The organism is Bartonella sp. CL100XZDX (assembly GCF_042195375.1).
Classification (GTDB): Bacteria; Pseudomonadota; Alphaproteobacteria; order Rhizobiales; family Rhizobiaceae; genus Bartonella.
In genome coordinates this window covers 1-22,115 of the sequence record NZ_JBHIOH010000008.1, presented here as the reverse complement: position 1 = coordinate 22,115, position 22,115 = coordinate 1, and the positions used below count along the sequence as shown (strand labels likewise).

The window sequence follows — 22,115 nt, the reverse complement described above, 5'->3', positions numbered from 1 at the left end:
GAGCCTATTTACATCTTTGTTGCTTTAAAAGATCCTTGTTGCACAGACAATAACAATTGCTGCAACAACTGTTGAATAGCAATATGTCTTTCAAGCTGCTTAACAAAATCCATTGAAACATCTTTTGCACTTTGAGGCAATGATTGCCATTCGCTCAAAGCCTTTTCGTAATCACCAGCTTGAATGGCAACTTCCATGCGCGCCGCAATAGCCCCCAGCGTTGTCCCTTCAACATTTCCAATCGGTCGCGAAACAATGAGCCCTTTTATCCATGCTAAAATTCGGTCAAAAAAACCAGCATCTGACGCAACAAGATTTTGCGTACCAACAATTGCATCGGCAACATGAGAAAAATTAACTGAAAGTTGTGCTGAACTTGGAAGGCCCACAGTAGCTGTTTTTTGCAACACATCAAGTCCATTAATCGAAGGCGATAATTGTTGTAACAGCTTTAATTCATTATTATAAGATCCACCACGCTCTACAGCATTTTTTAATGAACTAATTGCAGTAAAAAGCGCGGTATCTATTTCTCTTTTCTCACTATTTTTAACAGCAGTTTCTTCCTGTAGTGCTTCTAACTGTTGTTTTAACGCAGCAAGATCATTTGCATTGCTCTGCCCAACAGACAAAGCCGTCTCTATCTCTTTCGACTCTCTAACAAAAGTTTGTACAGTTTCTTCAAGAGCTTTTACTTTTTCCTCTAAAATCGCAAAAGCTTTTTTGCTTTCTTCTTTCGATAGTTCATCATTTTTCGTTGTTTTAAACTGTTGTGATGAAAAAGAAGAAAACTCTGTTTTTAACGTATCGATTTCTTGAAAGACCCGCCTCAATTGTTCCTTTGTGTCTTCACCTTGACTTTTTGCGGCTTCAGCAATCTGCAAAGCTTTTTCTCCTCCAGCAGAATTTTCCACAAAAGGAGAAGGAAAAAAACCAGCCCATTGAAGCCCCATAAAAATTCCCAAAGCAATGAATCCTCCCAAAATCCCAGAAAGGGATAAGAAAAGCCAAGTTGTACTAGAGGGACTTTTATCCTGACCTTGCATATTCTGTTTTTCTCGCGCATGAGATTCTACAGAATTGTGGATTTTTTCCTCTGAATCATGGGGAACAGCTTCATGTTCAATAACTGGTTTCTTACGGCGCGTACCAGCATAATGTGGTTTAACTTTTGGTTTTGAAGAATCGACCATCTCTGTCACTTTTCGTGCACACTTTTTTTAATGATAAAATAATAAAATGAAAAAAGTTTTAAAAATGCAGCTTTTCTCAATAATATTTACAATTATCGCCTTTAATAGACAAGTTTTTAAAAAAACATTTGCATTTTATACTCGAAAATACAGCTTTATTTTTTAATCAACGATATCATAAAATTCAAAGAAAATGCCAAAACACATATTTTTCATAGAAAAATCAATTCTAAGAGAAATACTTTCCATCTTTTTCTGTTCATGGTACACACGCAAGAAAGAAGCTTCAATATAAGGTTTTGTTTAAAATGCGTCTGCTGGGAATAGAAACAAGTTGTGATGAAACGGCAGCGGCTGTCATTGAATATAACAATGAATCAAACAGCCGAATTCTTTCCAATGTTGTTTGGAGTCAAATTGATCACCATGCACCTTACGGCGGTGTTGTTCCTGAAATTGCTGCTCGTGCCCATGTTGAAGTTCTTGATCATTTAATTCTGCAAGCACTAACAGAAGCAAACACAAAATTAAAAGATATTGATGGCATTGCAGCCACCAGTGGTCCTGGTTTGATAGGAGGATTGTTGGTAGGCGTTATGAGCGCAAAAGCACTCTCTCTTGCCACTGGCAAACCATTTATTGCGGTAAATCACTTAGAGGGACATGCTTTAACAGCTGTGTTAACGCACAACGTCAGCTTTCCTTATTTATTACTTTTAGTTTCAGGAGGTCATACACAAACAATCATTGTTCATGGAGTAGGCAACTACCAACGTTTAGGAACCACCATTGATGATGCATTAGGAGAAGCCTTTGATAAAACTGCAAAACTTTTAGGTCTTCCCTATCCTGGTGGACCAGCACTTGAAAAAGCAGCTTTATTTGGTGATAAAAATCGCATTCCCCTTCCACGACCTTTAAAAGGTGAAAAACGGTTAGATTTTTCTTTTTCCGGACTAAAAACTGCTGTTCGACAAGCCGCAACAGCCATAGCTCCTCTTACAGAAAATGATATTGCTAACATTGCCGCAAGTTTTCAAGCCGCCGTGACCGATACAGTACATGATCGTATTCACCTAGCCCTACAACACTTTGCCCACCAATATCCTCTCTCTCATGATCAAGAAAAGCGTTCTCCTGCTTTGGTTGTCGCAGGCGGTGTTGCCGCAAACCAAGCCATTCGCTCTACGTTGCAAGACCTTGCCCATCAACATGGTTTTGAATTTATAGCCCCTCCTCTTTCCTTGTGTACCGATAATGCTGCAATGATTGCTTTTGCCGGTGCACAAAAACTCGCACGAGGAGAAACAAGCTCTCTTGACATTGCACCCCGCTCACGCTGGCCATTAGATGAAAAAGCCGCGCCCTTGATCGGGATGGGACGCCGTGGAACAAAAGCATAATAAAATTGACGTCCCACACACACCTTAAAGAACGAAGATTTCTACTCAATCCGGTTTATAGATAGCCCGAATTCTCTATCGAGCAGATTCCAACCTGCTTCCCATTCACACAATTCACTTAACCCAAAGCTCGACACGTAAACCTAAATATTCACCACATATTCTGAAAACCTTCATGTTTCAAAAAACTGCCTTATATCATTACATTTCAAATGACGGTATTTTACAGCATAATAAGATCTACTCTCTCCCACGAAGCATAGATATGAATGCCATTCGTTGACCTCTTCATCTTTGACCATTCATTCGTTTCATTATCATTGTAATCTTAAAGCTTTTTAGAACCAATTTTCTTCATTTTTTCCCAAAAACTCTTATAGTGACCGCATTTCAAACCATAGCTGAAAAGATAAGAAAAGAGCAAAATACCTTTATACAACATGAAATATCAATGGAGCGCGTCTCTCTATTTTGAAACAAGAAAAAACAGATAATAGCCGTTCTTTACCCCATTTTAAAAATCATCGTTGATGGTATTACAAAGATACTTATAAAAATGCATAACAATCTATGAAAAAGGAGAACTCATGGCTTATTGGCTTTTTAAATCTGAACCCCATAAATGGTCATGGGAGATGCAAAAGAAAAAAGGAGTTAATGGCGAACAATGGGATGGTGTACGCAATTATCAAGCCCGTAATAATATGCGCGCTATGAAATATGGCGATAAAGGTTTTTTTTATCATTCAAATAAAGGTTTAGAAATTGTAGGAATTGTAGAAATATGTGCTGAAGCGCACCCTGATTCTACAAGCTCTGATCCACGCTGGGAATGTGTGGACATCCGTGCACTTTGTGACATGCCAACACCTGTTTCATTAAAACAAATTAAAGCCAATCCCAAACTAGCAAATATGGTGCTGGTCAAAGCCAGCCGCTTATCAGTGCAAGCCGTAACAGAAGATGAATGGAAAGAAGTCTGTTTGATGGGCAACCTTAAGGAGGAAATGCTTTTATCTTAAAACAATAATTTTTTATTCATTAACTCATATAAAAAGATGCTTCATAGCGCAGAAGAATAAGCTCAACACATCCTTCTGTTGAGGTATTCTTATGCTAAATGCATAAATATGATATTTTTTTGTCATTTTTTATCCTGCACTCTTTCTCAATACAGTCTCCTTCCAAATTACACAAAAAACCTCTTTATGATGCATCTTTTCGGCATTGCTAAAGGCAAAGCTTGCTCAACGATTATAATAAGCACCACCACGAACATAACACACAGCCTCCTTCACACACAAATGCAACAAAAAAACAAAACTGAACGTGGATAAAAACAATAAAAACGATCGTGAAGTTCTCCTAAACAGTGCATATGTGCTAGGTGTTGCACAATTCTCTTCACGCTTAAAAAACGCATCATATTGCGTGTTCATTGTTTTGCATGTTGGACGAGTGCGCCTCATGCCGCAGGATTCTCTCATTCCCAACCTGTTTATATTGAATCAATCAAAAGCTATTTGCTTGCACATTACAAGCGGAGAAAGTCCTGTATGGATAAAAACCGTGAAAGAAAGGACTAAAAATTCCTCCTATGAATCGTCTCAAGTGCCAAGGACTATCCGCAACACCCACGAGCTAGCAAAGTGAATGATAGTGCTAGCTTGTTTCTCCATAAAGCGTAAAGATGATGACACTCAATAGCTAAAACACGTTCTAGAACATAAAAAACGCTTCCAACCAATACGTAAAATACTCTGCAGACGGAATACCTTCTTTTCAGCAAGCAACCATTAGAAATTATAAAAGTTTATTTTTTAGAAACGCTCTTTTTTAATTTTTCTCTTTTAATTTTTCTTGCATGAAATCTCATTTTTCATGAAACTATACCAATCAGTGCATCAACATGCCTATAAGGAAAAACATGAACCACTATACTCTTTTAATCGTTGAAGACGATGATCTACGCCCCATTTTAGTAGAACAATTGCAAATGCATCAAGAGTTTAAAATTTTCCAAGCAAAAACAGCAGAAGCGGGAATGAGAATAATCCAAGAAGAAAATATTGATCTCACTATTTTGGGACTTCAACTTCCTGATCTTGATGGTTGCAAAGCCGTTAAACAATTACGCTCCCAAGGATTTCGCGCCCCCATTATCATGATAACGAATTATGATACAGACTGCGATAATATTTTAGATCTTGAAACAGGCGCCAACGATTATGTGACAAAACCCTTTCGCTTTGCGGTGTTATTAGCGAGAATTCGAGCACAATTGCGCCAATATGAACAAAATGAAGACGCAACCTTTCATATTGGTCCCTATACTTTTAAACTAAGACAAAAACTTCTTCTTGATCAATGCAACAATAAAATCTGTCTCACAGAAAAAGAAGCAGCGATCCTTAAATGTCTCTATTATGCCAATGATAAAATTGTCAGCCGTGAAACATTGTTAGAACAAGTTTGGGGATATAATGAAAATATTGTCACCCATACTTTAGAAACCCATATCTATCGTTTGCGACAAAAAATCGAAAACGATCCCTCCAATGCACAAATTCTCATGACAGATCAAAATGGTTACCGTTTAAATCTTTAATTCGAGATTTACTGTTTCAAAAATAATTTTAATATCCTAAATGAAAACAGAAACGAGATGAAAAAACTTCGCGTATAATTCAAATGCTATTACATAGAACTTACTCTTATCTGTACTCTTATGACAAAATATATAACATTATGAATAAAAAACGAAATATTCAACATGAGAACCAGAAACAAAAATGCTTTCAAACCTCACGATATACTTTGTAACTTCTGTTTCACATGCTTTTGTTCTTTCTAAAATTTTTAATATGTTCCGCATATAAATAATCGTGATATCTTTTAGCAACATTCTTGATCATAACTATCATCTTTAGATGAGTGCTGTTTATGATTATTTTTTTCAGAAAAACCGCTCCACGCACTGCTTTATCTCACATTCACTAGCCTAAATTGAGAGATGTTTTTTATCTTTATAGTTTTCCTCCATTCTTTATGATTTTATCTCCTCTTAAGAGGTTGTATAATTAATGATATAACGCTAAATGTTTATCCTAACGATAAAGCCATTGAGCACCACCATCTTTACCCTTATAAAAGAACAAACCGGCACCATCACACACTTATGTTAGATCTCGATGTTGCAGAGGAGCCCTTGACACTTGAGATGGTTCATAAGAAGCATTTTAATCCTTCCTTGTACAGTTTTAACCACCATGAACCATATTATGCAAGATCCCTCGGACTCTGCTATTTTTATGCTTACGAAGATACCAGCATTTTTTCTCTTAAAATGTTTCCACTATTCATGAAATATGGTTCGGTATATAGATACTTGAGATTTTTTATTCACATGCCAATTCCACATATAATGTACAAAAGAATATTTTTTAATTGTAAATGCAAAAAATTGAAATAAGAGAATCCTTCTATATTTGCGGTTCTTATGCCAATGGCAAAATGATTAATTATCTTTATAAATTAAAATATTCCGCACTTGTGGTGATAAAGCAGGAATAAAAATACGTCGCGACTGACGACGCTGTACGAGCAAACCCTGATAAACACGTTTTTGTGCCTGACACATTAAGAGTCCACCAAAATAAGGCAAAAGATAGCGTGCAAATGGCTCATAAAAAAATGAGAACAACCGCGAAACATAACCCGTAGAGGGCATATAATGTACAATTTCTTGTATTGGCCCAGAAACAAAATTTGTTTTTTCGAACAAACGAGTAATTTGTTGCCGACTATAGGGTTCGCCATAACCAAAGGGCGTAGTAATATTGCGCGCCCAAAAGCCAGAGCGATTAGGTACAATAACGATCAAGTGGCCATTGGGTGCTAAAACACGCCATATTTCATTCAACGTTTCAAACGAATTTTCTGTATATTCTAATGCATGTACCAATAAAATACAGTCAACTGACGCATCAGGAAGTGGCAAATCTTCTTCAAAAACAAGCGCTGTAGCAACTTGCTCAGCACAAGGCCAAGGCGAAGCACCCTGAGAAGCTGGCATAAAAGCAAAACATTGTTGGGCACGTTCACGCAATGTAGAAAGATAAGGAAGCGCATAACCCAACCCCATAATCCGTTTATCCGTAAGATCAGGCCACCATAAATTCAATTGGTCAAACAGCGTCTTTTGCACACGCAGCCCAAGTGCAGAAGCATAAAAATCTTTCAGCGTAACGATATCCAACTCAACATACCATGTAGAAACAAATTTCAAACATTACAGATTTTCATATACCAAACTTATATGGACTTCTGCTCTTTTTCCGCAATAGCGAACATTTTAATATTTCATATTTTAAACTTAAATGATCAAAAAATCAGTACAGCAGGATAATTATTGCCTTACAAGCACTTTAATCATTTTTTGGGAGATGAACTCCATAGAGGTTCTTCATACACTGTTTTTGACATCAATTAAGAAAAAAGCCAACATTGGTTAATTAAAATGAAGCAATCTTTCAAGATAGTTTTTTTCTTCTTCTGAAAGATGCTCTTTACCAAGACGTTTGCGAATTTCATCCAAAATCTGCCGCGTACGCATTTGATCACTTTCTTGTGGTAGTGCCTCGCCTTCTTGTTCTTCATCTGTTTTTGAAGAAAGTGGACGTCCTAACGGATCTTTAGGACCAGAATCAGCATTTTGATCATCTCCCGTTTCTTTGAGTGTTTCGCGCATTTTTTTCAAAACATTTTGTGCACCTTGCCTCAAAGATTCCAAAGCACCAGACTGATTTTGTATAGATACCTGATGATTTCCATTATCAAGAGCATTTTCCGCAGAATTCATTTTTTCTTCTGCCCTTTTCAACGCGCCCCCTGTTTCAAATCCTTGTTCTGATAATTCTTTTTCTAATGTTGATAATTCAGACTGCAATTCAGCCTGACGTTTTTTTAAAGATTTTTTTTGTGTTTCTGGCACATCTTCTCCGCGTTTTTGTTCCATCTCTAACTGATGTGTTTCATTGAGAATTTCTTGCTGACGACGCATTAAATCTCCAAGCTGGTCCATCTTTTCTTTCATTTGTGCAGATTGGCTTTTTTCTCCCTCATTTTGATTGCCTTTTTGCACATGCAAATGATCAAGCGTCTGTTCAACTTCCGCCAAGAGTTGTTCAGCTGCTAAAGAAGAGCCCGTTTTAGCCATTTCCTCAATTAAATTTAGTTTTTCTTGTAATGTAGATTCAGAAAGATTAGGACTTTTTGAGCTTTTAGAATTTTTAGAAACTTGACTATCCGGTGCTTTTTCAGCCAAAGCACGAATATACTCATCCATAGCTTGACGTAAATCTGCCATAAGCCGTTCAATTTCTGCCGCTGAAGCACCATAACGCAGTGCATCACGTAAAGCAGCTTGTGCTTGTTTTAACTTTTTTTGCACGGATTCAAGCTGATTATCTTCAATACCCAAAGCAATTTGCCATAAATAATCCACCACATCGCGCAAATCCTCGTCTGTTTGTGCTAAAGAAAGTCTTGTCCACGCACTTTGTAGAACAATAAAATGCGATGCATTTTGCAACCCCTTTTCTGGACGCACAAGCAAAGCAGAAAGCATATCCAATACACGCTCTTTCACAGAAGCATCAAGCGCTAATAGACGACGCAATTCAACCACTGCGCGTGCAACAGGATTCGAAAAAATACGCTGTGGTAATATCATAACAAAAGTTTTGCTACGACCTTTCTGCTCCGCACCATCTTCTGCCACCAAAGTAATTTTGACTTGCGAACCTGCCCATGGATGCGCTGATATATCTTGCACCATTCGCATTTTCCCCTTTCCACCACGCGGAAGAAGAAGCTCTATTTCCGGAGCATTATAAAGAGAAGAAGCACTTTTATTCTGAGGAAGAAAAGGCTCTATTTCAACAAAAGCCTTTGTCACACCATAATCATCATCCACCACATATCGTAACTCCAACGATCCCGTTAAAATCCTCCCTGGTTTTTCCAGCCAATGAATTGTCGGAAGCTTGTCCTTAATTATCTGCAAATGCCACTGCTGTTTTTTACGACGTGATGATACAAATAAATTTATTGAATGCTTTAAATGTGTTTCAAAATGAACGATTGGATCATTCAAAGCTGTTTGTTCCGTTTTCTCTGAAAACGAAACTTCCCTCCCATCTTCTACAGACTTTGCTTTTACTGTAATACCAGCTCCATTGACAACACGCACAACAACATTACTCCCTTCAGGGATTTCTAGTTGTGTTTTCTCATCTTTTGTCAAATAAATCGGTGCCACACCGGTATAAGCTGGGGGTGTTACCCAAGCATCAATCCGCATGAGTTTTTCATCAACGACAGGACGAAAATCAAAGGCATCAGCCAAACGCCCCCCTTGTGAACCAAAAGAAAAACTAAAAGCGCACACAAAAAGAAGAGCACACAAAGCCCTCAAAGCCAAAGGATCATAATCCGCACTATTAAGAGAGATAAATCCAGTTTTTAAATGGTATAATTGCTTTGCCATTCGGCGTTGATGTTCACGCCAAATAACAGCACTAAAATCTTCATCATTTTCAGAACATAAACGATCTGTCTGAATATTCAAAGGCTGGTGTCTAAGATCATTGACGCGTTCAAGGCGGCAATTTACTTCCCGCATTGTGGGAAACCGAAAACGAATAAGAAAAAACAAACTTGCCCCAGCACAAACAAGTATAACCCCAAGTAAGAGCAAATGTGACCAATAGCCCAAAATGCCAAAAAGTCCCAACCAGCTAAACGAACAAAAGAGACTAAGAACGAGGAAAAATGGCAACAACCGTACCCACATCCGTTCAAATGAAAGGATCCCCCACATCAAAATGCGCACACATAAAAGCTTCATTGCAAAACCTTTGATGTTTTTATTTTTCATAAACAAGCATTTATCCCCTTTTATCGTGGTGCATTAAGATCATAAACCCCATACAAAACAATTTCTAGAAAATAAATTGTTTCATCAAAGTTTAGTAAAAATAAGACCCAAAATATTTAATAATGCTCAATCTAATTTGGGCTCAATCCAATCTGGAATATGATCACAGCCTATCAATTGTGCATAATCAAGGCGTGGACGAATGACTGCATAACGTGTATCCTGAACCAAAACTTCCGGCACCAAAAGTCGACTATTATAAGTGCTTGCCATCACTGCGCCATAAGCCCCTGCTCCTGTTAACATCAAAACATCACCCGCTTTCAACACTGGTAAAGAACGTTCCAAGCCTAAATAATCACCAGTTTCACAAATAGGACCAACAATATCAGCATTAATCAGAGGGGCATCTACTGGTGTTTTTTTCACTGGCATTACATTTTGCCACGCATCATAAAGCGTTGGACGCATGAAATCATTCATCGCCGCATCAACAATAACAAAATTTCGTCCTTCCCCCTTTTTTAAATACACAACCGATGTCACCAACACACCAGCCTCACCAACAATACTACGCCCAGGTTCTAAGATAATATTGATCCCTAAAGGCGCAATATGTTTCTTTACCAGTGCTGCATACTCAAAAGGAGAAGGCACTGGATGCTGCTCATAACCATAAGAAATACCAAGCCCGCCCCCAATATCGATATGGGTTATCGCATAACCATTATTCCATAATTGACGCACAAAATCTGCAACAATAACAAATGCATCTTCAAACGGTTTTAAATCACAAATTTGACTGCCAATATGGAGATCAACACCACACACATGAAGACCGGGCAATTGGGCTGCTTTTTTATATGCATCACCCGCCAAAGACAGTGGAATACCAAATTTATTCTCAGACTTACCTGTTGTAATTTTCTTGTGAGTCTTAGCATCCACATCAGGATTAATACGTAAAGAAATACGAGCCGTTTTTGAAAGCGCAACAGCCCGCGCCGATAATTGTTCAAGTTCTGGCTCTGATTCAACGTTAAAACAATAAATATCTTGTGCAAGAGCAAAATCTATTTCTTTCACTGTTTTACCAACACCAGAATAAACAATATTCTGCGCAGGAATACCAACAGCAAGTGCACGCCGTAATTCCCCTTCTGAGACCACATCAGCTCCCGCTCCATTGTTAGCTAAAAGTTGTAAAACCGCTTGATTGGAATTCGCTTTAACCGCATAAGCAATTAAACTCGGCATATCATGAAATGCATTCTGATAATCTTTAAAATGTGCAACGATTGCGCTAGCTGAATAACAATAAAAAGGTGTTTCAACTTTCCGCGCAAGTTCCAAAAGCGAAAGACCTTCAGCGTGGAGCACACCCTGATGATAAGAAAAAAAACGCATAAAAATCCCTATTGTATCAACCTATCAAGAATAAAAGGTTTATCTGTTTTGCCTTGAGGAACAAAAGTTCCTTGTGAAGAATTCACTCCTGTTGAAGGAGGTAACTCTAATGACCCTTTACGCCCACACCCAACGATACCCAAGCCCCCCAAAAGGACAATCATCACCCCCTTTAATATAATTTTCATCTGTCCTCTTTCCTCATCTCGATCTCTTTTTTACCTTTAAAATACAATCACTCAAGCGCTCACGAGACGCTTTTTCCAATACGCAATTTGCCGAAAAACCTCTGAAGGCGCTGTTCCCCCAAAGCTTTTGCGACTTTCAACAGATTTTTCAACGGTCAAAACATCAAAAAGTGTCGCATTGATATCAGGACAAATTGCTTGAAGTTCATCTAATGATAAATCATGGAGGCGACACTGTTTTTTTTCTGCCAATGCCACAGCACACCCTGTGATGTGATGTGCTTCGCGAAAAGGAATCTCTGATTCGCGTACAAGCCAATCAGCAAAATCTGTAGCTGTTGCATACCCTAAATTCGCTGCTTGTTTCATGGCTTTTTTATTCACTTTCAAATCAGCAATCATCCCTGTCATTGCTGCTAGTGATAATTCCAAACTCAAAGCCCCATCAAACACATATTCTTTATCTTCTTGCATATCCTTTGAATAAGCAAGCGGTAATCCTTTCATCACCGTTAACAATCCCATAAGCGCACCATTCAATCGACCTGCTTTCGCTCGTACTAACTCTGCCGCATCAGGATTTCTCTTTTGTGGCATAATAGACGAACCCGTTGAAAAAGCATCTGATAAATGAATAAAACAAAACTGTTCACTTGACCAAAGAATTATTTCTTCTGCTAAACGTGAAAGATGTGTTGCACAAAGAGCGCCAGCGCTTAAAAATTCCAATGCAAAGTCACGATCTGAAACACTATCAATTGAATTGCGTGTAGGTTCGCGAAAGCCTAGCGCTTTTGCTGTCATAAAACGGTCAATTGGAAAGCCTGTCCCCGCTAAAGCAGCCGCTCCTAAAGGCGATTCATTCATTCGTTCAAGAGCATCACGCATCCGCGATAAATCTCGACCAAACATTTCAACATAAGCCATCATATAATGACCCAATGTTACGGGTTGAGCCAATTGTAAATGCGTAAAGCCTGGCATAAAGGTATCAACATGTTGTTCTGCGCGAATAAGTAATTGCTCTATCAATCCTTTTAAAGCTTGTGCTATCTTTTGCGTTGCTTCACGTACCCACAAGCGAAAATCAACAGCAACTTGATCATTGCGTGAACGCGCCGTATGCAAACGCCCAGCTACAGGACCTATCAATTCGCTCAGCCGCGCTTCAATATTCATATGAATATCTTCAAGCTTTCGTGAAAAAACAAATTTACCGTCTTCAATTTCTTGGCGAATAAGTTTCAAACCATGAACAATTTTTTCATAATCTGATTGTGAAATGATTTTCGTTTGCGCTAACATAGCTGCATGAGAAAGAGAACCTTCAATATCTTGTCGATAAAGTTTTTGATCAAAATCAATAGAAGCATTAATTTCTTCCATAATTGCAGCAGGGCCTGCCGCAAACCGACCACCCCACATTTGGTTCTTTAACTTCTCATCTGTCATATTCTGAAAACACCCATCCAAAGGACAAAATTATGATTTTTCAAATTTTCATCAGCAAAAAAAACAATAAAAAAAGGCAACTTTCCCTTGCATTCTTTATCATTGCATTGAGTTTATACGCAACCATAAACTACGATACCAAAAGAGAGTTTTTTCTTTTCAATTTCATTTCAGCAGCACAAGCACAAGAAATAAACATTAATAAAGCACGAGCAGAAAAAATGATGGCGATACGAAAAGCAGCAAAAGGCTTTTTTAGCCACATACGATTTGCTGATACGCCCTCAGATATGAATAAACTCTCTTTCAAGGATATTCTAGGAAAAGAGCACACACTCAGCGAATTTACTGGAAAACCAATGCTGGTCAATCTATGGGCTATTTGGTGTGCACCTTGCCGCACAGAAATGCCTGAACTTGCGCAATTAAAACGTGAATTAGGTGGAGAAAACTTTGATGTCATAGCTATTAATATCGATAAAACTGCTTCTCCTGAAAAAATTCAGCAATTTTTACAGAATATTCATTCAGATAATTTGCTTTACTATCGCGATGAAACAATGGATATTTTCAACAATGTTAGAAAACAGGGGCTCGCTTTAGGACTCCCCATTACATTGCTCATTGATAAAGAGGGATATCTCATTGCTTCTTTCAATGGTGCAGCTCCATGGGCCAATGACGATGCCAAAGCACTTATAAAAGCAGTCATTAAAGAAGCCCTATAACTTTAATAACCGCGTCTTTTTAAACGTTGTATAACAAGATCCAGTGCTGACAAAAAAGCAGAACGGTCTTTACGAGAAAAAGGACGGGGACCACCTATTATACTGCCCTGTCCACGCAAATCTTCCATCAAATTGCGCATCGCCAAAGCCTGACCAATTGAATTTACATCAAAAATACGCCCCGTTGGCGAAAGACAAAAACCCCCAGCTTGCACAACCCGTGCTGCTAAAGGAATATCACTGGTAATAACGATACTTGCCTCATGCACATGTTCTACAATCCAATCATCAGCACCATTGAATTCACCAGCAACGACCACTCTTTCAATGAGTGCTTCATCTGGAAGGGACAAAGAACGATTTGCCACAACAAATGTCTTAAGCTGATAACGATTCATCACACGATAAACTTCATCTTTTACAGGACAAGCATCCGCATCAATCAACAAAGTGATAGCAGGCTTTATTGGGATATTCATACCTTGGCTTTCAAGCAATAATAAGCTCTTTCATTCATCTGAATGTTGCAAATCCTTGCGATAAAACATTATCGCCGCGTTTATTTCTCCTCCCAAAATAAAAATTGCACTCAATATGTAGAGAAAAATAATAGCAACCATAATAGATGCCAACCCTGCATAGGTAGAAATATAATCAAACATCGTTAAATATTGCGCAAAAGCGATAGAAGCCATAAACCATATAAACATTGTCACCACTATTCCTGGTAAAATATCTATAATTTTCCGCCGCCCTGCTGGAAGCCATTTATGAACAATCAAAAGACTGATAAACAAAATAACGATTGCAACTGTATAACGCCATACACGAATAACAGCAATATATTCAGTCATAAAAAAAGAATGATTTTGCATAATTTTGATCAACAAAGGCGCCAGAATCAATAAAAAACTAATCACAACAAGACCAACAGCTCCAAGGATTACAAAAAACAGACTTTGAAAACGACAAAATAACAAACTCCGTCGATCAGTAACACGGTAAGCTTTATTTAAAGCCGTACGCAAAGCCTCTATCCCATTAGAAGCAAAATAAGCCGCTCCAATGACAGAAAGCGTCAACACACCTCCTCGATGAATGGTTAAAACATTGACAATTTCCTGAGATAAAGGCTCTGCAATAACATCAGGCAATAACTGCACCAGTGCTTTAATTTTTTGCGGTGTATAGGTAAAAGCCCCTAGAAAACGAGCAAACGATGTTCCAAAAATAAAAAAAGGGAAAAATGCTAAAAGCCCCGATAGCGCAACATGGCTTGCAAAAGCACTCCCATTATCACGCCAATAATGACTTACTGCGTCACCCAAAATACGATAGCTATACCAAAAGATATTTTTTAACAAAACTCAATACTTTCTGGTAAAACTCTTCCTCAGTCTATTTCAAGTTTTATAAAAATCATCAAAACTCTGCAAATAAACATTTTGCAATGTTGCAATATAAAGGTCAATAATCAATACGGTCAAGCCCGACTTTATACCAAAACAAAAACAATAACCCACTCTATGAAGTTCTACAACGACCTCATTTTTTTGTTACTTCTACAGATCAGTAACCTCTTCTGTACATCATATGCCCTATAGAGAGCTAAGCAAGATGATCGTGCACACATAAAACCTTTTGAAGTCATGATTATCTGTATCGGAGCAATCGCCCCTCCTTTTTATTGCAATCTATGACTGAATAAAGAAAAAACTTCTTATCGATTTCTAGAAAAAACCAACGAAATTCAACAAAACCCCCTTGCTTTTATTCACCCTTTTTTAGAAACACTCTGACGTCCAAAATCAGGAGCATCAATTTCCTGTCCAGCATCAATAATATTGCGACGTACAGCACGCGTACGTGTAAAAAAGTTAAACAGTGTCTCACCATCTCCTAAATGAATTGCCCGTTCTAAAAAAGCAAGCCCCTCACTAAAACGGCTCAACATTTCTAAAATAGCATCCTTATTATGCAAACAAATATCTCGCCACATAACGGGATCAGAAGATGCTAAACGCGTAAAATCACGAAAACCGGAAGCGGAATAAGCAATCACTTCCGAATTTGTTACTTTTTCTAAATCACTCGCTGTCCCAACAGTATTATACGCAATCAAATGGGGTAAATGTGAAACAATAGCCAAAACAAGATCATGATGCTTAGGTTCCATCTTTTCGACACGCGCACCACAAGCTTCCCAAAACGCTGTTAATTGTGCGACAGCAGCAGCATCGCTATCCGCAAAAGGCGTTAAAATACACCAACGATTCATAAATAAATCAGCAAAACCAGCATCCGGTCCTGAATATTCCGTTCCAGCAATTGGATGCCCTGGAATAAAATGAACCGTTTTTGGCAATAAAGGTGCCATTTCCGCAATAACCAACGCTTTCGTAGAACCAACATCACTCACAATCGCACCAAGTTTTAAATGATCACGAATAGTTTTTGCCACTTCTGCACTAGCTCCAACAGGAACAGAAAGAATAACCAAATCTGCTCCTTCAACAGCTTTTGCATTATCTGTCGTATAAAAATCCCCAAGCTCCAATTCACGCGCTCTTTTCAGGGTTTCTGGACGACGTGTTGCAATAGAAATCTGAGCCGCAAGATTTTTCTTTTTAATCACTCTTGCTAAAGAAGACCCAATCAGACCGATCCCAATGAGTGCTATTTTTTCAAACTGAATATGGAGCATCTTTCACCTTCAAAGATTCTTTGCAAATGGCAATAAAGACAATTGTAAAATCATAATTTTCTTGTTTGTTTGTTCAAGAGTTATGCGTAAAACATTAAAAAATGACAACTAGGGAATAAAGAATAACGCAGTTTACCAATTATCACCTGCGCAAGCTGACAACAGATCACTTTACCTAGAAAACACATAAAAAATAAATGACGAGAAATCTAACATCACGCTCTAAAACTCCCTCTTAATTACTGATCAAAGCGCATCACCGAAACAAAATAAAATGCACTCTCAATTAGGATAACAACGACTCTACATAAAATCCCATCAGTTTACTTTATCTTACTAATTTACTCACAAAAAAACACATCAAAAGCGTAAGCAGACACTAACTCTTCTCCAATTATCCCGATACGTTCATTAATTTGTACATTAGACCTATATAAAAACGTATTACGACTCCACCTACAACATCAACATAAGTTTCGCGAATATTGAAAACACCGTAAAACAACGCATACCAAAAGATACCATTAAAAACATTTTCCTCTCCCGATTCCGGATACCATAAATCAAATAAATATGAGAAAAACACGCCCTCTCAATAAAGAAAAAGTTTGATAACAAAAACACAGAACATCCCTTTAATGGAATCACACCCCTCGCGTAAAATAGAACGCCCTAAATAGAATAGATTTGGATTACAAATTCATGCGTTTGTTTTAAAAAGGCATCTCGCTCCCCAGCCTATCTCACGACAATGTTCGTAAATGTTATAACTATAAATCCATTAAGCACGACCCTCTTTACACTTAATAAAACACTATTATTATATTTTGCTACCCCCAATGTTGCAAAAAACCTTGGAATTTGAGAGCATTCATAAGAGGCATTTTTAGTGCTTTCTTGCACAGTTTTTATCCACACGCCCCCACTTATAACGTGCAAAAGACATTGTTCTGATTGATTCAATATGAAAAATAATAAATTATTAATAATAAACAATGGCTAGCTTTGTTTATGAGACACATTCATTGCTAAGATAATCATCTCTGTATCAAACATAAAAGTTTCCCCATAGGTGCTGTCGTTTTCATCATAATCTATTTTGACCTTCTCCTCATCCCACGAAGATTCTTAATTCATACAGATCTGCACACCGTTCATTTTCTTGTCTAAAAGATTCCTCTGGCTCACTATTTTATGTGATTCAATTAATCTATAGTATATTGATTTATAAAAATAATAATTTTTTTCAATTTGAATCATAACTTCGAATACTGTAAAATTCTTCCATCACAAACCCTCTTATCAATTAGAATCTCTTTTCTACACGTCACAAGAAGACATGTGAGAAAAAATGATGAAAAACGCTTTCTAATGCTAAAAACTGTAGCAACATTAGAGGCTAGCAAAGTATATAATGAGTGTCGACTTGCACTTTTATTAAGCGTAAAGATAGAGTTGCTCTATGGGTTTTATATTCTTCACAAGGAACTTTACTTCTACACCATTCATAAACACCGCCGCGAAATAGATATGACGCGCATTAAAAAATATTTCTAAGAAAGCGTATGAATCTACCATACAAGTGTCTTCTGTTGTTTGAGATACTCTGTTTTACATGGGGGTGTTACTCCATTAAGACTCTATGAACCAACCTAATATTCACCAAATATCCACACAAAAAAACATCGAATACATAAAATTTGATATGAGCCTCGTATCACTACTCTAAAAAACAGTACTTTACGATACAACAAAATAATAAAACTGTTTCAAAATGGCCTTTTGAAAATAAACTATTTCTTTTGAAGAAAAATTTCTATCAAGCTTTCAAGCTCCTAAAATGCATCCTCAAAAATACAAGTTCCACCAACCTCTACTTGATAGCATAACAGTTTTAATTGCTGAAAATGCCTCTGTGGTATACCAAAAATAAAAAATCATTATATTTCTAGGCTGTTAAGCTGCCATCTGGCGTCGTGCAATAATTGTAAGCCCTAACAAAACTTGACGAATGATAGCTTCGCCCAAAAGTGGATTTTTACGACTGTCTAAAACAGCACTCTGAATTCTTTCCATTGCATAAGAAATTTGTTCTAATTTCCAATATTTTAAAGCTTGTTCAACGATCTTTTTCCGTTGAAAAAAAATGGGAGGACGAGCTTCAGAAACAACCGTAAAAGGCGATTTTCCTTCAACCTCTACCTGATAACGCAATAGCTGTAATTGCTGAAAATGCCTTTGAGCTGTACTCAAAATTAAAAAAAGTGCCCCATGCACTGCTGCATGTCGATTAAAATGCACTTCAAAGCCTGATATATCGCCCAATAAAAGAGCATCAATGACTTCATCTTGAGAAAGAGCGCTGACATCGCTTACAACAGCTTTCACATCTTCAAGAGTAACGTGAGCATTTGCAGCGTAAAGACAAAGCTTTTCTAATTCACCTCGTGATACAAGGCGATCCGCCCCTAAACATTCATGCAACCATCTACGTGCATCCAAAGAAATAGTCTTCTTAAACTGCCTTAAAACCTCATCAATCAAACCGTCAAGAGAACGCATATCATCGGCAAAACAGGGCAAAGCCATCGCTTTTGACGCCGTTTCAACAGCATTGCGCAACCCTGTTCCTTTTTTTAAATCCCCTGATTCAATGAGTATAAAACAAGCTTCTGGTGGCTTCTCAATTAAAAGTTTTAAGGCAGCAAGAAAACCTTTTTGATTAGCCGCATTAGAGATCCATATCAAACGATCTCCCCCAAAAAGCGATAACGTACGCGCTTCATTTTCCAAACGCGCAGGATCTTTATCAATTTCAGCAGCATCCAAACGAATTGTCGAAAATGGATCTTCTATTGCTACCTGTGTAAGTTTTGCAAAACATTGTGCACGCTCACAAACAAGACCACGATCTGGCCCATAAATGAGAACAATAGGAAAAGCACGTGAAAAACGCGTTAAAAACTGATCAACTTCATGTGCTTTTTTCTGAGCCACATTATTAATCCATTAACAGTTCATCATCATCAAGAACTTCCCCGCGAACTTTCTGAAACATGCCAATTAAATCATTGACATTCAAGCCCTTACGCTCTTCATGACAGACATCCAAAATCACTTTTCCACCATGCAACATCAAGGTGCGATCGCCATAATCAAGAGCCTGACGCATAGAATGAGTCACCATGATAGTCGTTAATTTTTTCTCTTCAACGATTTTTTCAGTCAACCGCATCACAAAATCAGCCATTCCAGGATCAAGTGCTGAGGTATGTTCATCAAGCAATAAAACATCCGCATGTGCTAACGTTGCCATCACAAGGCAAACTGCTTGGCGTTGCCCACCTGATAAACTATCCATAGGATTATGAATATATGCTTCAAGACCAATGCCTAATTGAGCAATTTTCTCTCGAAAAAATTGCCGTTTCTCATAATTTAAAGCCGCACGCAAACCACGACGACTTCCTCGAAGAGCAGCAAGAGCCAAATTTTCTTCAATTGTTAAAGAACCACAACTTCCCTCTAACGAATCTTGAAAAACACAAGCAATTTTTCCAGCGCGTTCACTGACTGATTGCCTAGAAACATTTTGTCCATTGATAACCACTTTCCCTGTTGAAGGAAGCGTTGCACCCGCTAAAACACTGAGCAAAGTTGATTTACCAGCACCATTTGAACCAATAACCGTAACAAAACTACCCTGATCAATTTTCAGGTTAATATCAATTAAAGCCTGTTTTTCCAAAGGTGTTTGCGGTTTAAATGTGACCCCAACATGAAAAAATTCAATCACGTTTACGCCTCCTCCAATAGCGTGGCACAATAAGGGTTAAAATAACCAACAGTGAAGTAATCAACTGAAGATCTGTCGACGTATCAATACCAATTCCATTTGCTTCAAATGCAAATTGCACCGCCACACGATAAAGCACAGACCCTACAATACAGCTGATTATAATCCAAAAAATATTGCGCGTACGAAAGAGAGTTTCACCGATAATCACGGCTGCCAATCCAAAAACAATTGTTCCAATTCCACCGGTAATATCTGTTGCAATCGCAGTTTGAATATAAAGAGAACCACCAAGTGCCACACACGCATTGGAAAGCCCCATTCCAAAATATATCAATGCTGATGTATGAACACCTTGCGCCGTCGCCATGCGTGGATTAGCTCCCATTGCACGCATAGCAAGACCAATTTCACTTTCCAAAAAGCGCCAAATCAAAAACGCCATAACGAGCAACACAATACCAACGAAAAGAGGACGCACAAAAATATCAGACAAACCAAACAGATTATAAAAGGGCGTTAACGCCGTATCAGCAAGAGCTAAATTAACATTAGACCCTCCCATAATTCCCATAATACGAAGATTAACCGTATAAAGTGCCGACATTGTTAAAATAGAAGCTAAAAGATTCAAAATGCCAAAACGCAAATTCAACATAGCCGTTAATAAACCAGCCACCATACCTGCACAAAAAGCACATGCCATAGCTGTCCATGCATTGAAACCCAAGAGAATCAAAACACCACAGACACAGGAACCAAGAAGAAACGATCCATCAACTGTTAAATCAGGAAAATCTAAAACCCGAAATGAAAGATAAACCCCTATAGCAACAAACGCATAAATAAGGCCTAATTCCACAGCACCAGAAAACGCAAATATATTCATGTAAAAACAATCTCCATGAAAACTTAACGTATTTTTATAGGATCAACACTTTGATCAATAAAAGTTATTGAATCACTTTTGTTGCACGGTCAATAACTGCCTGCGGAATAACAATCCCTGCTTTTTGGGCTGCTTTCAAATCAATTCGAATGTCATTATTAGCTGCCTGCACAACATCAATATCACCAGGTTTTTCACCCTTTAGAATACGCACGACCAATTTTCCAGCATCAACCCCTACATCATAGAAATTCACACCTTGCGTCATAAAAGGCCCGCGCCCGATAGTATTAGCATCAACAGTAAATACAGGCATATTGGCTTCCTCTGAGACCTTTATTGCACCTTCTAAAACAGATAAAATCGTATTATCAGCAGGAACAAAAATAATATCGACCTTACCGATTAAAGCGCGTGTTGCTGCCTGCACATCTGAAGGCTTTGGTGCCGATGAGGAAATAATTTCAATTCCAGCTTTTTTTGCTACATCCTTTAACGTTTTAAGTGTCGAAACAGAATTTGCCTCAGAAGCATTATAAAGATAACCAATTTTTTTCAAATCTGGTTTTACTTCTTGTAAAAGTCTAACACTTTCTGCAACATCTATACGATCAGAACTCCCCGTCATATTACCGCCAGGTTTGGTAAGTGAAGAAACGATTTTAGCTCCGATAGGATCAGAAATCGCTGCAAAGACGATAGGAATTGTTTTTGTTGCCGCAAGCATCGTTTGTGCTGAAGGCGTGGTAATTGCTACAATAACATCGGGTTTATCACCAACAAATTTACGTGCAATTTGCGTTGCTGTTGAAATATTACCCTGCGCTGATAAAACGGTAAGTTGAAAATTTTCACCTTGCTTATAACCATTTGCTGCAAGCACATCTTCCACACCTTTACGAACAGCATCCGCAGCAGGATGGACCATAATTTGCGTTATTGCAACTTTAACGTGTTTAACTTGGTCATCGGCCTTTGCAACACTGTTCACCATAAAAACAGTTGCAATGATAATCCCTAATATATTTATTCTCTTCAACATTATATTCCACCCCTCTCCATGCAAAAATTAAAAAAGGAATAATTTATTACTGAAGAATTTTCTAAAATCAATCTTTATTTCATTTTATTTAAACATGGACAAAATAAATCAAACTAAAATGATATTTTTTTGTTGCAATTCGTAGAAGCCTACGCCATACAGACAAGACATATATCGAATCGGTAAGCGGGTGTAGCTCAGGGGTAGAGCACAACCTTGCCAAGGTTGGGGTCGTGGGTTCGAATCCCATCGCCCGCTCCATTGAATTTTGTATTTATTCGTTCTTGTATGGATGTAGCTTGCCAGCGGGTTTTGTATATTTTGCCACTAGGTTTTGTACCAATTTATTTTTTCTCAAAGAGTTTTAAAGATG

At 37.9% G+C, this 22,115-nt stretch carries 17 protein-coding genes and 1 tRNA gene; 5 read left to right on the top strand and 13 right to left on the bottom strand.

The annotated features are described in order from the left end of the window. Positions 1 to 8: 8 nt before the first annotated feature. Complete coding sequence (locus ACFILU_RS00875) at positions 9 to 1,193, bottom strand: COG4223 family protein (protein ID WP_375674377.1); 1,185 nt, start codon at positions 1,191 to 1,193, stop codon at positions 9 to 11. A gap of 308 nt (positions 1,194 to 1,501) precedes the next feature. Between ACFILU_RS00875 and tsaD the strand changes: the two genes are divergently transcribed. The 3 genes from tsaD to ACFILU_RS00860 all read left to right on the top strand — a co-directional run bounded on the left by tsaD (position 1,502) and on the right by ACFILU_RS00860 (position 5,204). Continuing rightward, entirely contained in the window at positions 1,502 to 2,596 is a 1,095-nt protein-coding gene (gene tsaD / locus ACFILU_RS00870; RefSeq protein ID WP_375674376.1) for a tRNA (adenosine(37)-N6)-threonylcarbamoyltransferase complex transferase subunit TsaD, read from the top strand. 587 nt (positions 2,597 to 3,183) lie between these two features. Further along, positions 3,184 to 3,618, top strand: coding sequence for an EVE domain-containing protein (locus ACFILU_RS00865; RefSeq protein ID WP_375674375.1), 435 nt, complete (start codon positions 3,184 to 3,186; stop codon positions 3,616 to 3,618). A 905-nt stretch (positions 3,619 to 4,523) separates the two neighbouring features. Continuing rightward, entirely contained in the window at positions 4,524 to 5,204 is a 681-nt protein-coding gene (locus tag ACFILU_RS00860) for a response regulator transcription factor (RefSeq protein ID WP_273790084.1), read from the top strand. A 909-nt stretch (positions 5,205 to 6,113) separates the two neighbouring features. On the opposite strand, the gene ACFILU_RS00855 is transcribed toward ACFILU_RS00860, so the two are convergent. From ACFILU_RS00855 to argH, 5 genes are all read right to left on the bottom strand, one after another. Further along, complete coding sequence (locus ACFILU_RS00855; protein WP_375674374.1) at positions 6,114 to 6,884, bottom strand: class I SAM-dependent methyltransferase; 771 nt, start codon at positions 6,882 to 6,884, stop codon at positions 6,114 to 6,116. 222 nt (positions 6,885 to 7,106) lie between these two features. After that, positions 7,107 to 9,536 (bottom strand): TIGR02302 family protein, encoded by a 2,430-nt coding sequence (locus ACFILU_RS00850; protein ID WP_375674373.1) that lies wholly within the window; start codon positions 9,534 to 9,536, stop codon positions 7,107 to 7,109. A gap of 126 nt (positions 9,537 to 9,662) precedes the next feature. Continuing rightward, on the bottom strand, positions 9,663 to 10,943 hold the full coding sequence (gene lysA, locus ACFILU_RS00845; protein ID WP_375674372.1) for a diaminopimelate decarboxylase: 1,281 nt from the start codon (positions 10,941 to 10,943) through the stop codon (positions 9,663 to 9,665). An 8-nt stretch (positions 10,944 to 10,951) separates the two neighbouring features. Continuing rightward, positions 10,952 to 11,131: an LPS translocon maturation chaperone LptM gene (locus tag ACFILU_RS00840; RefSeq protein ID WP_273790088.1), complete on the bottom strand. Its 180-nt coding sequence runs from the start codon at positions 11,129 to 11,131 to the stop codon at positions 10,952 to 10,954. Between the two features lie 51 nt (positions 11,132 to 11,182). Next, entirely contained in the window at positions 11,183 to 12,583 is a 1,401-nt protein-coding gene (gene argH, locus ACFILU_RS00835) for an argininosuccinate lyase (protein WP_375674371.1), read from the bottom strand. 32 nt (positions 12,584 to 12,615) lie between these two features. On the opposite strand from argH, the gene ACFILU_RS00830 reads away from it, so the two are divergent. After that, positions 12,616 to 13,311: a TlpA disulfide reductase family protein gene (locus ACFILU_RS00830; RefSeq protein WP_273790090.1), complete on the top strand. Its 696-nt coding sequence runs from the start codon at positions 12,616 to 12,618 to the stop codon at positions 13,309 to 13,311. A gap of 2 nt (positions 13,312 to 13,313) precedes the next feature. Here the strand turns inward: ACFILU_RS00830 and ACFILU_RS00825 are convergent, their stop codons facing one another. The 7 genes from ACFILU_RS00825 to ACFILU_RS00795 form a co-directional block, all read right to left on the bottom strand. Continuing rightward, positions 13,314 to 13,790: a YaiI/YqxD family protein gene (locus ACFILU_RS00825; RefSeq protein ID WP_273790302.1), complete on the bottom strand. Its 477-nt coding sequence runs from the start codon at positions 13,788 to 13,790 to the stop codon at positions 13,314 to 13,316. A gap of 30 nt (positions 13,791 to 13,820) precedes the next feature. Next, positions 13,821 to 14,675, bottom strand: a complete 855-nt coding sequence (locus tag ACFILU_RS00820; RefSeq protein WP_273790091.1) for a YihY/virulence factor BrkB family protein — start codon at positions 14,673 to 14,675, stop codon at positions 13,821 to 13,823. Positions 14,676 to 15,085: 410 nt separating this feature from the next. Continuing rightward, positions 15,086 to 16,015, bottom strand: coding sequence for a prephenate/arogenate dehydrogenase family protein (locus ACFILU_RS00815; protein WP_375618338.1), 930 nt, complete (start codon positions 16,013 to 16,015; stop codon positions 15,086 to 15,088). A 1,956-nt stretch (positions 16,016 to 17,971) separates the two neighbouring features. Beyond that, positions 17,972 to 19,012, bottom strand: a complete 1,041-nt coding sequence (gene holA / locus ACFILU_RS00810; RefSeq protein WP_375674370.1) for a DNA polymerase III subunit delta — start codon at positions 19,010 to 19,012, stop codon at positions 17,972 to 17,974. A gap of 4 nt (positions 19,013 to 19,016) precedes the next feature. Continuing rightward, on the bottom strand, positions 19,017 to 19,811 hold the full coding sequence (locus ACFILU_RS00805) for an ABC transporter ATP-binding protein (RefSeq protein ID WP_273790094.1): 795 nt from the start codon (positions 19,809 to 19,811) through the stop codon (positions 19,017 to 19,019). Further along, positions 19,804 to 20,700 (bottom strand): ABC transporter permease, encoded by an 897-nt coding sequence (locus tag ACFILU_RS00800; RefSeq protein ID WP_273790095.1) that lies wholly within the window; start codon positions 20,698 to 20,700, stop codon positions 19,804 to 19,806. Before ACFILU_RS00800 ends, ACFILU_RS00805 begins: the two co-directional genes overlap by 8 nt. A gap of 64 nt (positions 20,701 to 20,764) precedes the next feature. After that, the gene (locus ACFILU_RS00795) at positions 20,765 to 21,742 is read right to left on the bottom strand and encodes an ABC transporter substrate-binding protein (RefSeq protein WP_375674369.1); all 978 of its coding nucleotides are present in this window, start codon (positions 21,740 to 21,742) and stop codon (positions 20,765 to 20,767) included. A gap of 186 nt (positions 21,743 to 21,928) precedes the next feature. Between ACFILU_RS00795 and ACFILU_RS00790 the strand changes: the two genes are divergently transcribed. Continuing rightward, positions 21,929 to 22,003, top strand: a tRNA-Gly gene (locus tag ACFILU_RS00790). The last annotated feature ends 112 nt before the right edge of the window (positions 22,004 to 22,115 follow it).

Bases quoted from the DNA above. Each gene is read 5' to 3' on its own strand.
- ACFILU_RS00875 (WP_375674377.1), bottom strand. From the start codon at position 1,193: ATGGTCGATTCTTCAAAACCAAAAGTTAAACCACATTATGCTGGTACG.
- tsaD (WP_375674376.1), top strand. From the start codon at position 1,502: ATGCGTCTGCTGGGAATAGAAACAAGTTGTGATGAAACGGCAGCGGCT.
- ACFILU_RS00865 (WP_375674375.1), top strand. From the start codon at position 3,184: ATGGCTTATTGGCTTTTTAAATCTGAACCCCATAAATGGTCATGGGAG.
- ACFILU_RS00860 (WP_273790084.1), top strand. From the start codon at position 4,524: ATGAACCACTATACTCTTTTAATCGTTGAAGACGATGATCTACGCCCC.
- ACFILU_RS00850 (WP_375674373.1), bottom strand. From the start codon at position 9,536: ATGAAAAATAAAAACATCAAAGGTTTTGCAATGAAGCTTTTATGTGTG.
- lysA (WP_375674372.1), bottom strand. From the start codon at position 10,943: ATGCGTTTTTTTTCTTATCATCAGGGTGTGCTCCACGCTGAAGGTCTT.
- ACFILU_RS00840 (WP_273790088.1), bottom strand. From the start codon at position 11,131: ATGAAAATTATATTAAAGGGGGTGATGATTGTCCTTTTGGGGGGCTTG.
- argH (WP_375674371.1), bottom strand. From the start codon at position 12,583: ATGACAGATGAGAAGTTAAAGAACCAAATGTGGGGTGGTCGGTTTGCG.
- ACFILU_RS00830 (WP_273790090.1), top strand. From the start codon at position 12,616: ATGATTTTTCAAATTTTCATCAGCAAAAAAAACAATAAAAAAAGGCAA.
- ACFILU_RS00825 (WP_273790302.1), bottom strand. From the start codon at position 13,790: ATGAATATCCCAATAAAGCCTGCTATCACTTTGTTGATTGATGCGGAT.
- ACFILU_RS00815 (WP_375618338.1), bottom strand. From the start codon at position 16,015: ATGCTCCATATTCAGTTTGAAAAAATAGCACTCATTGGGATCGGTCTG.
- ACFILU_RS00800 (WP_273790095.1), bottom strand. From the start codon at position 20,700: ATGAATATATTTGCGTTTTCTGGTGCTGTGGAATTAGGCCTTATTTAT.
- ACFILU_RS00795 (WP_375674369.1), bottom strand. From the start codon at position 21,742: ATGTTGAAGAGAATAAATATATTAGGGATTATCATTGCAACTGTTTTT.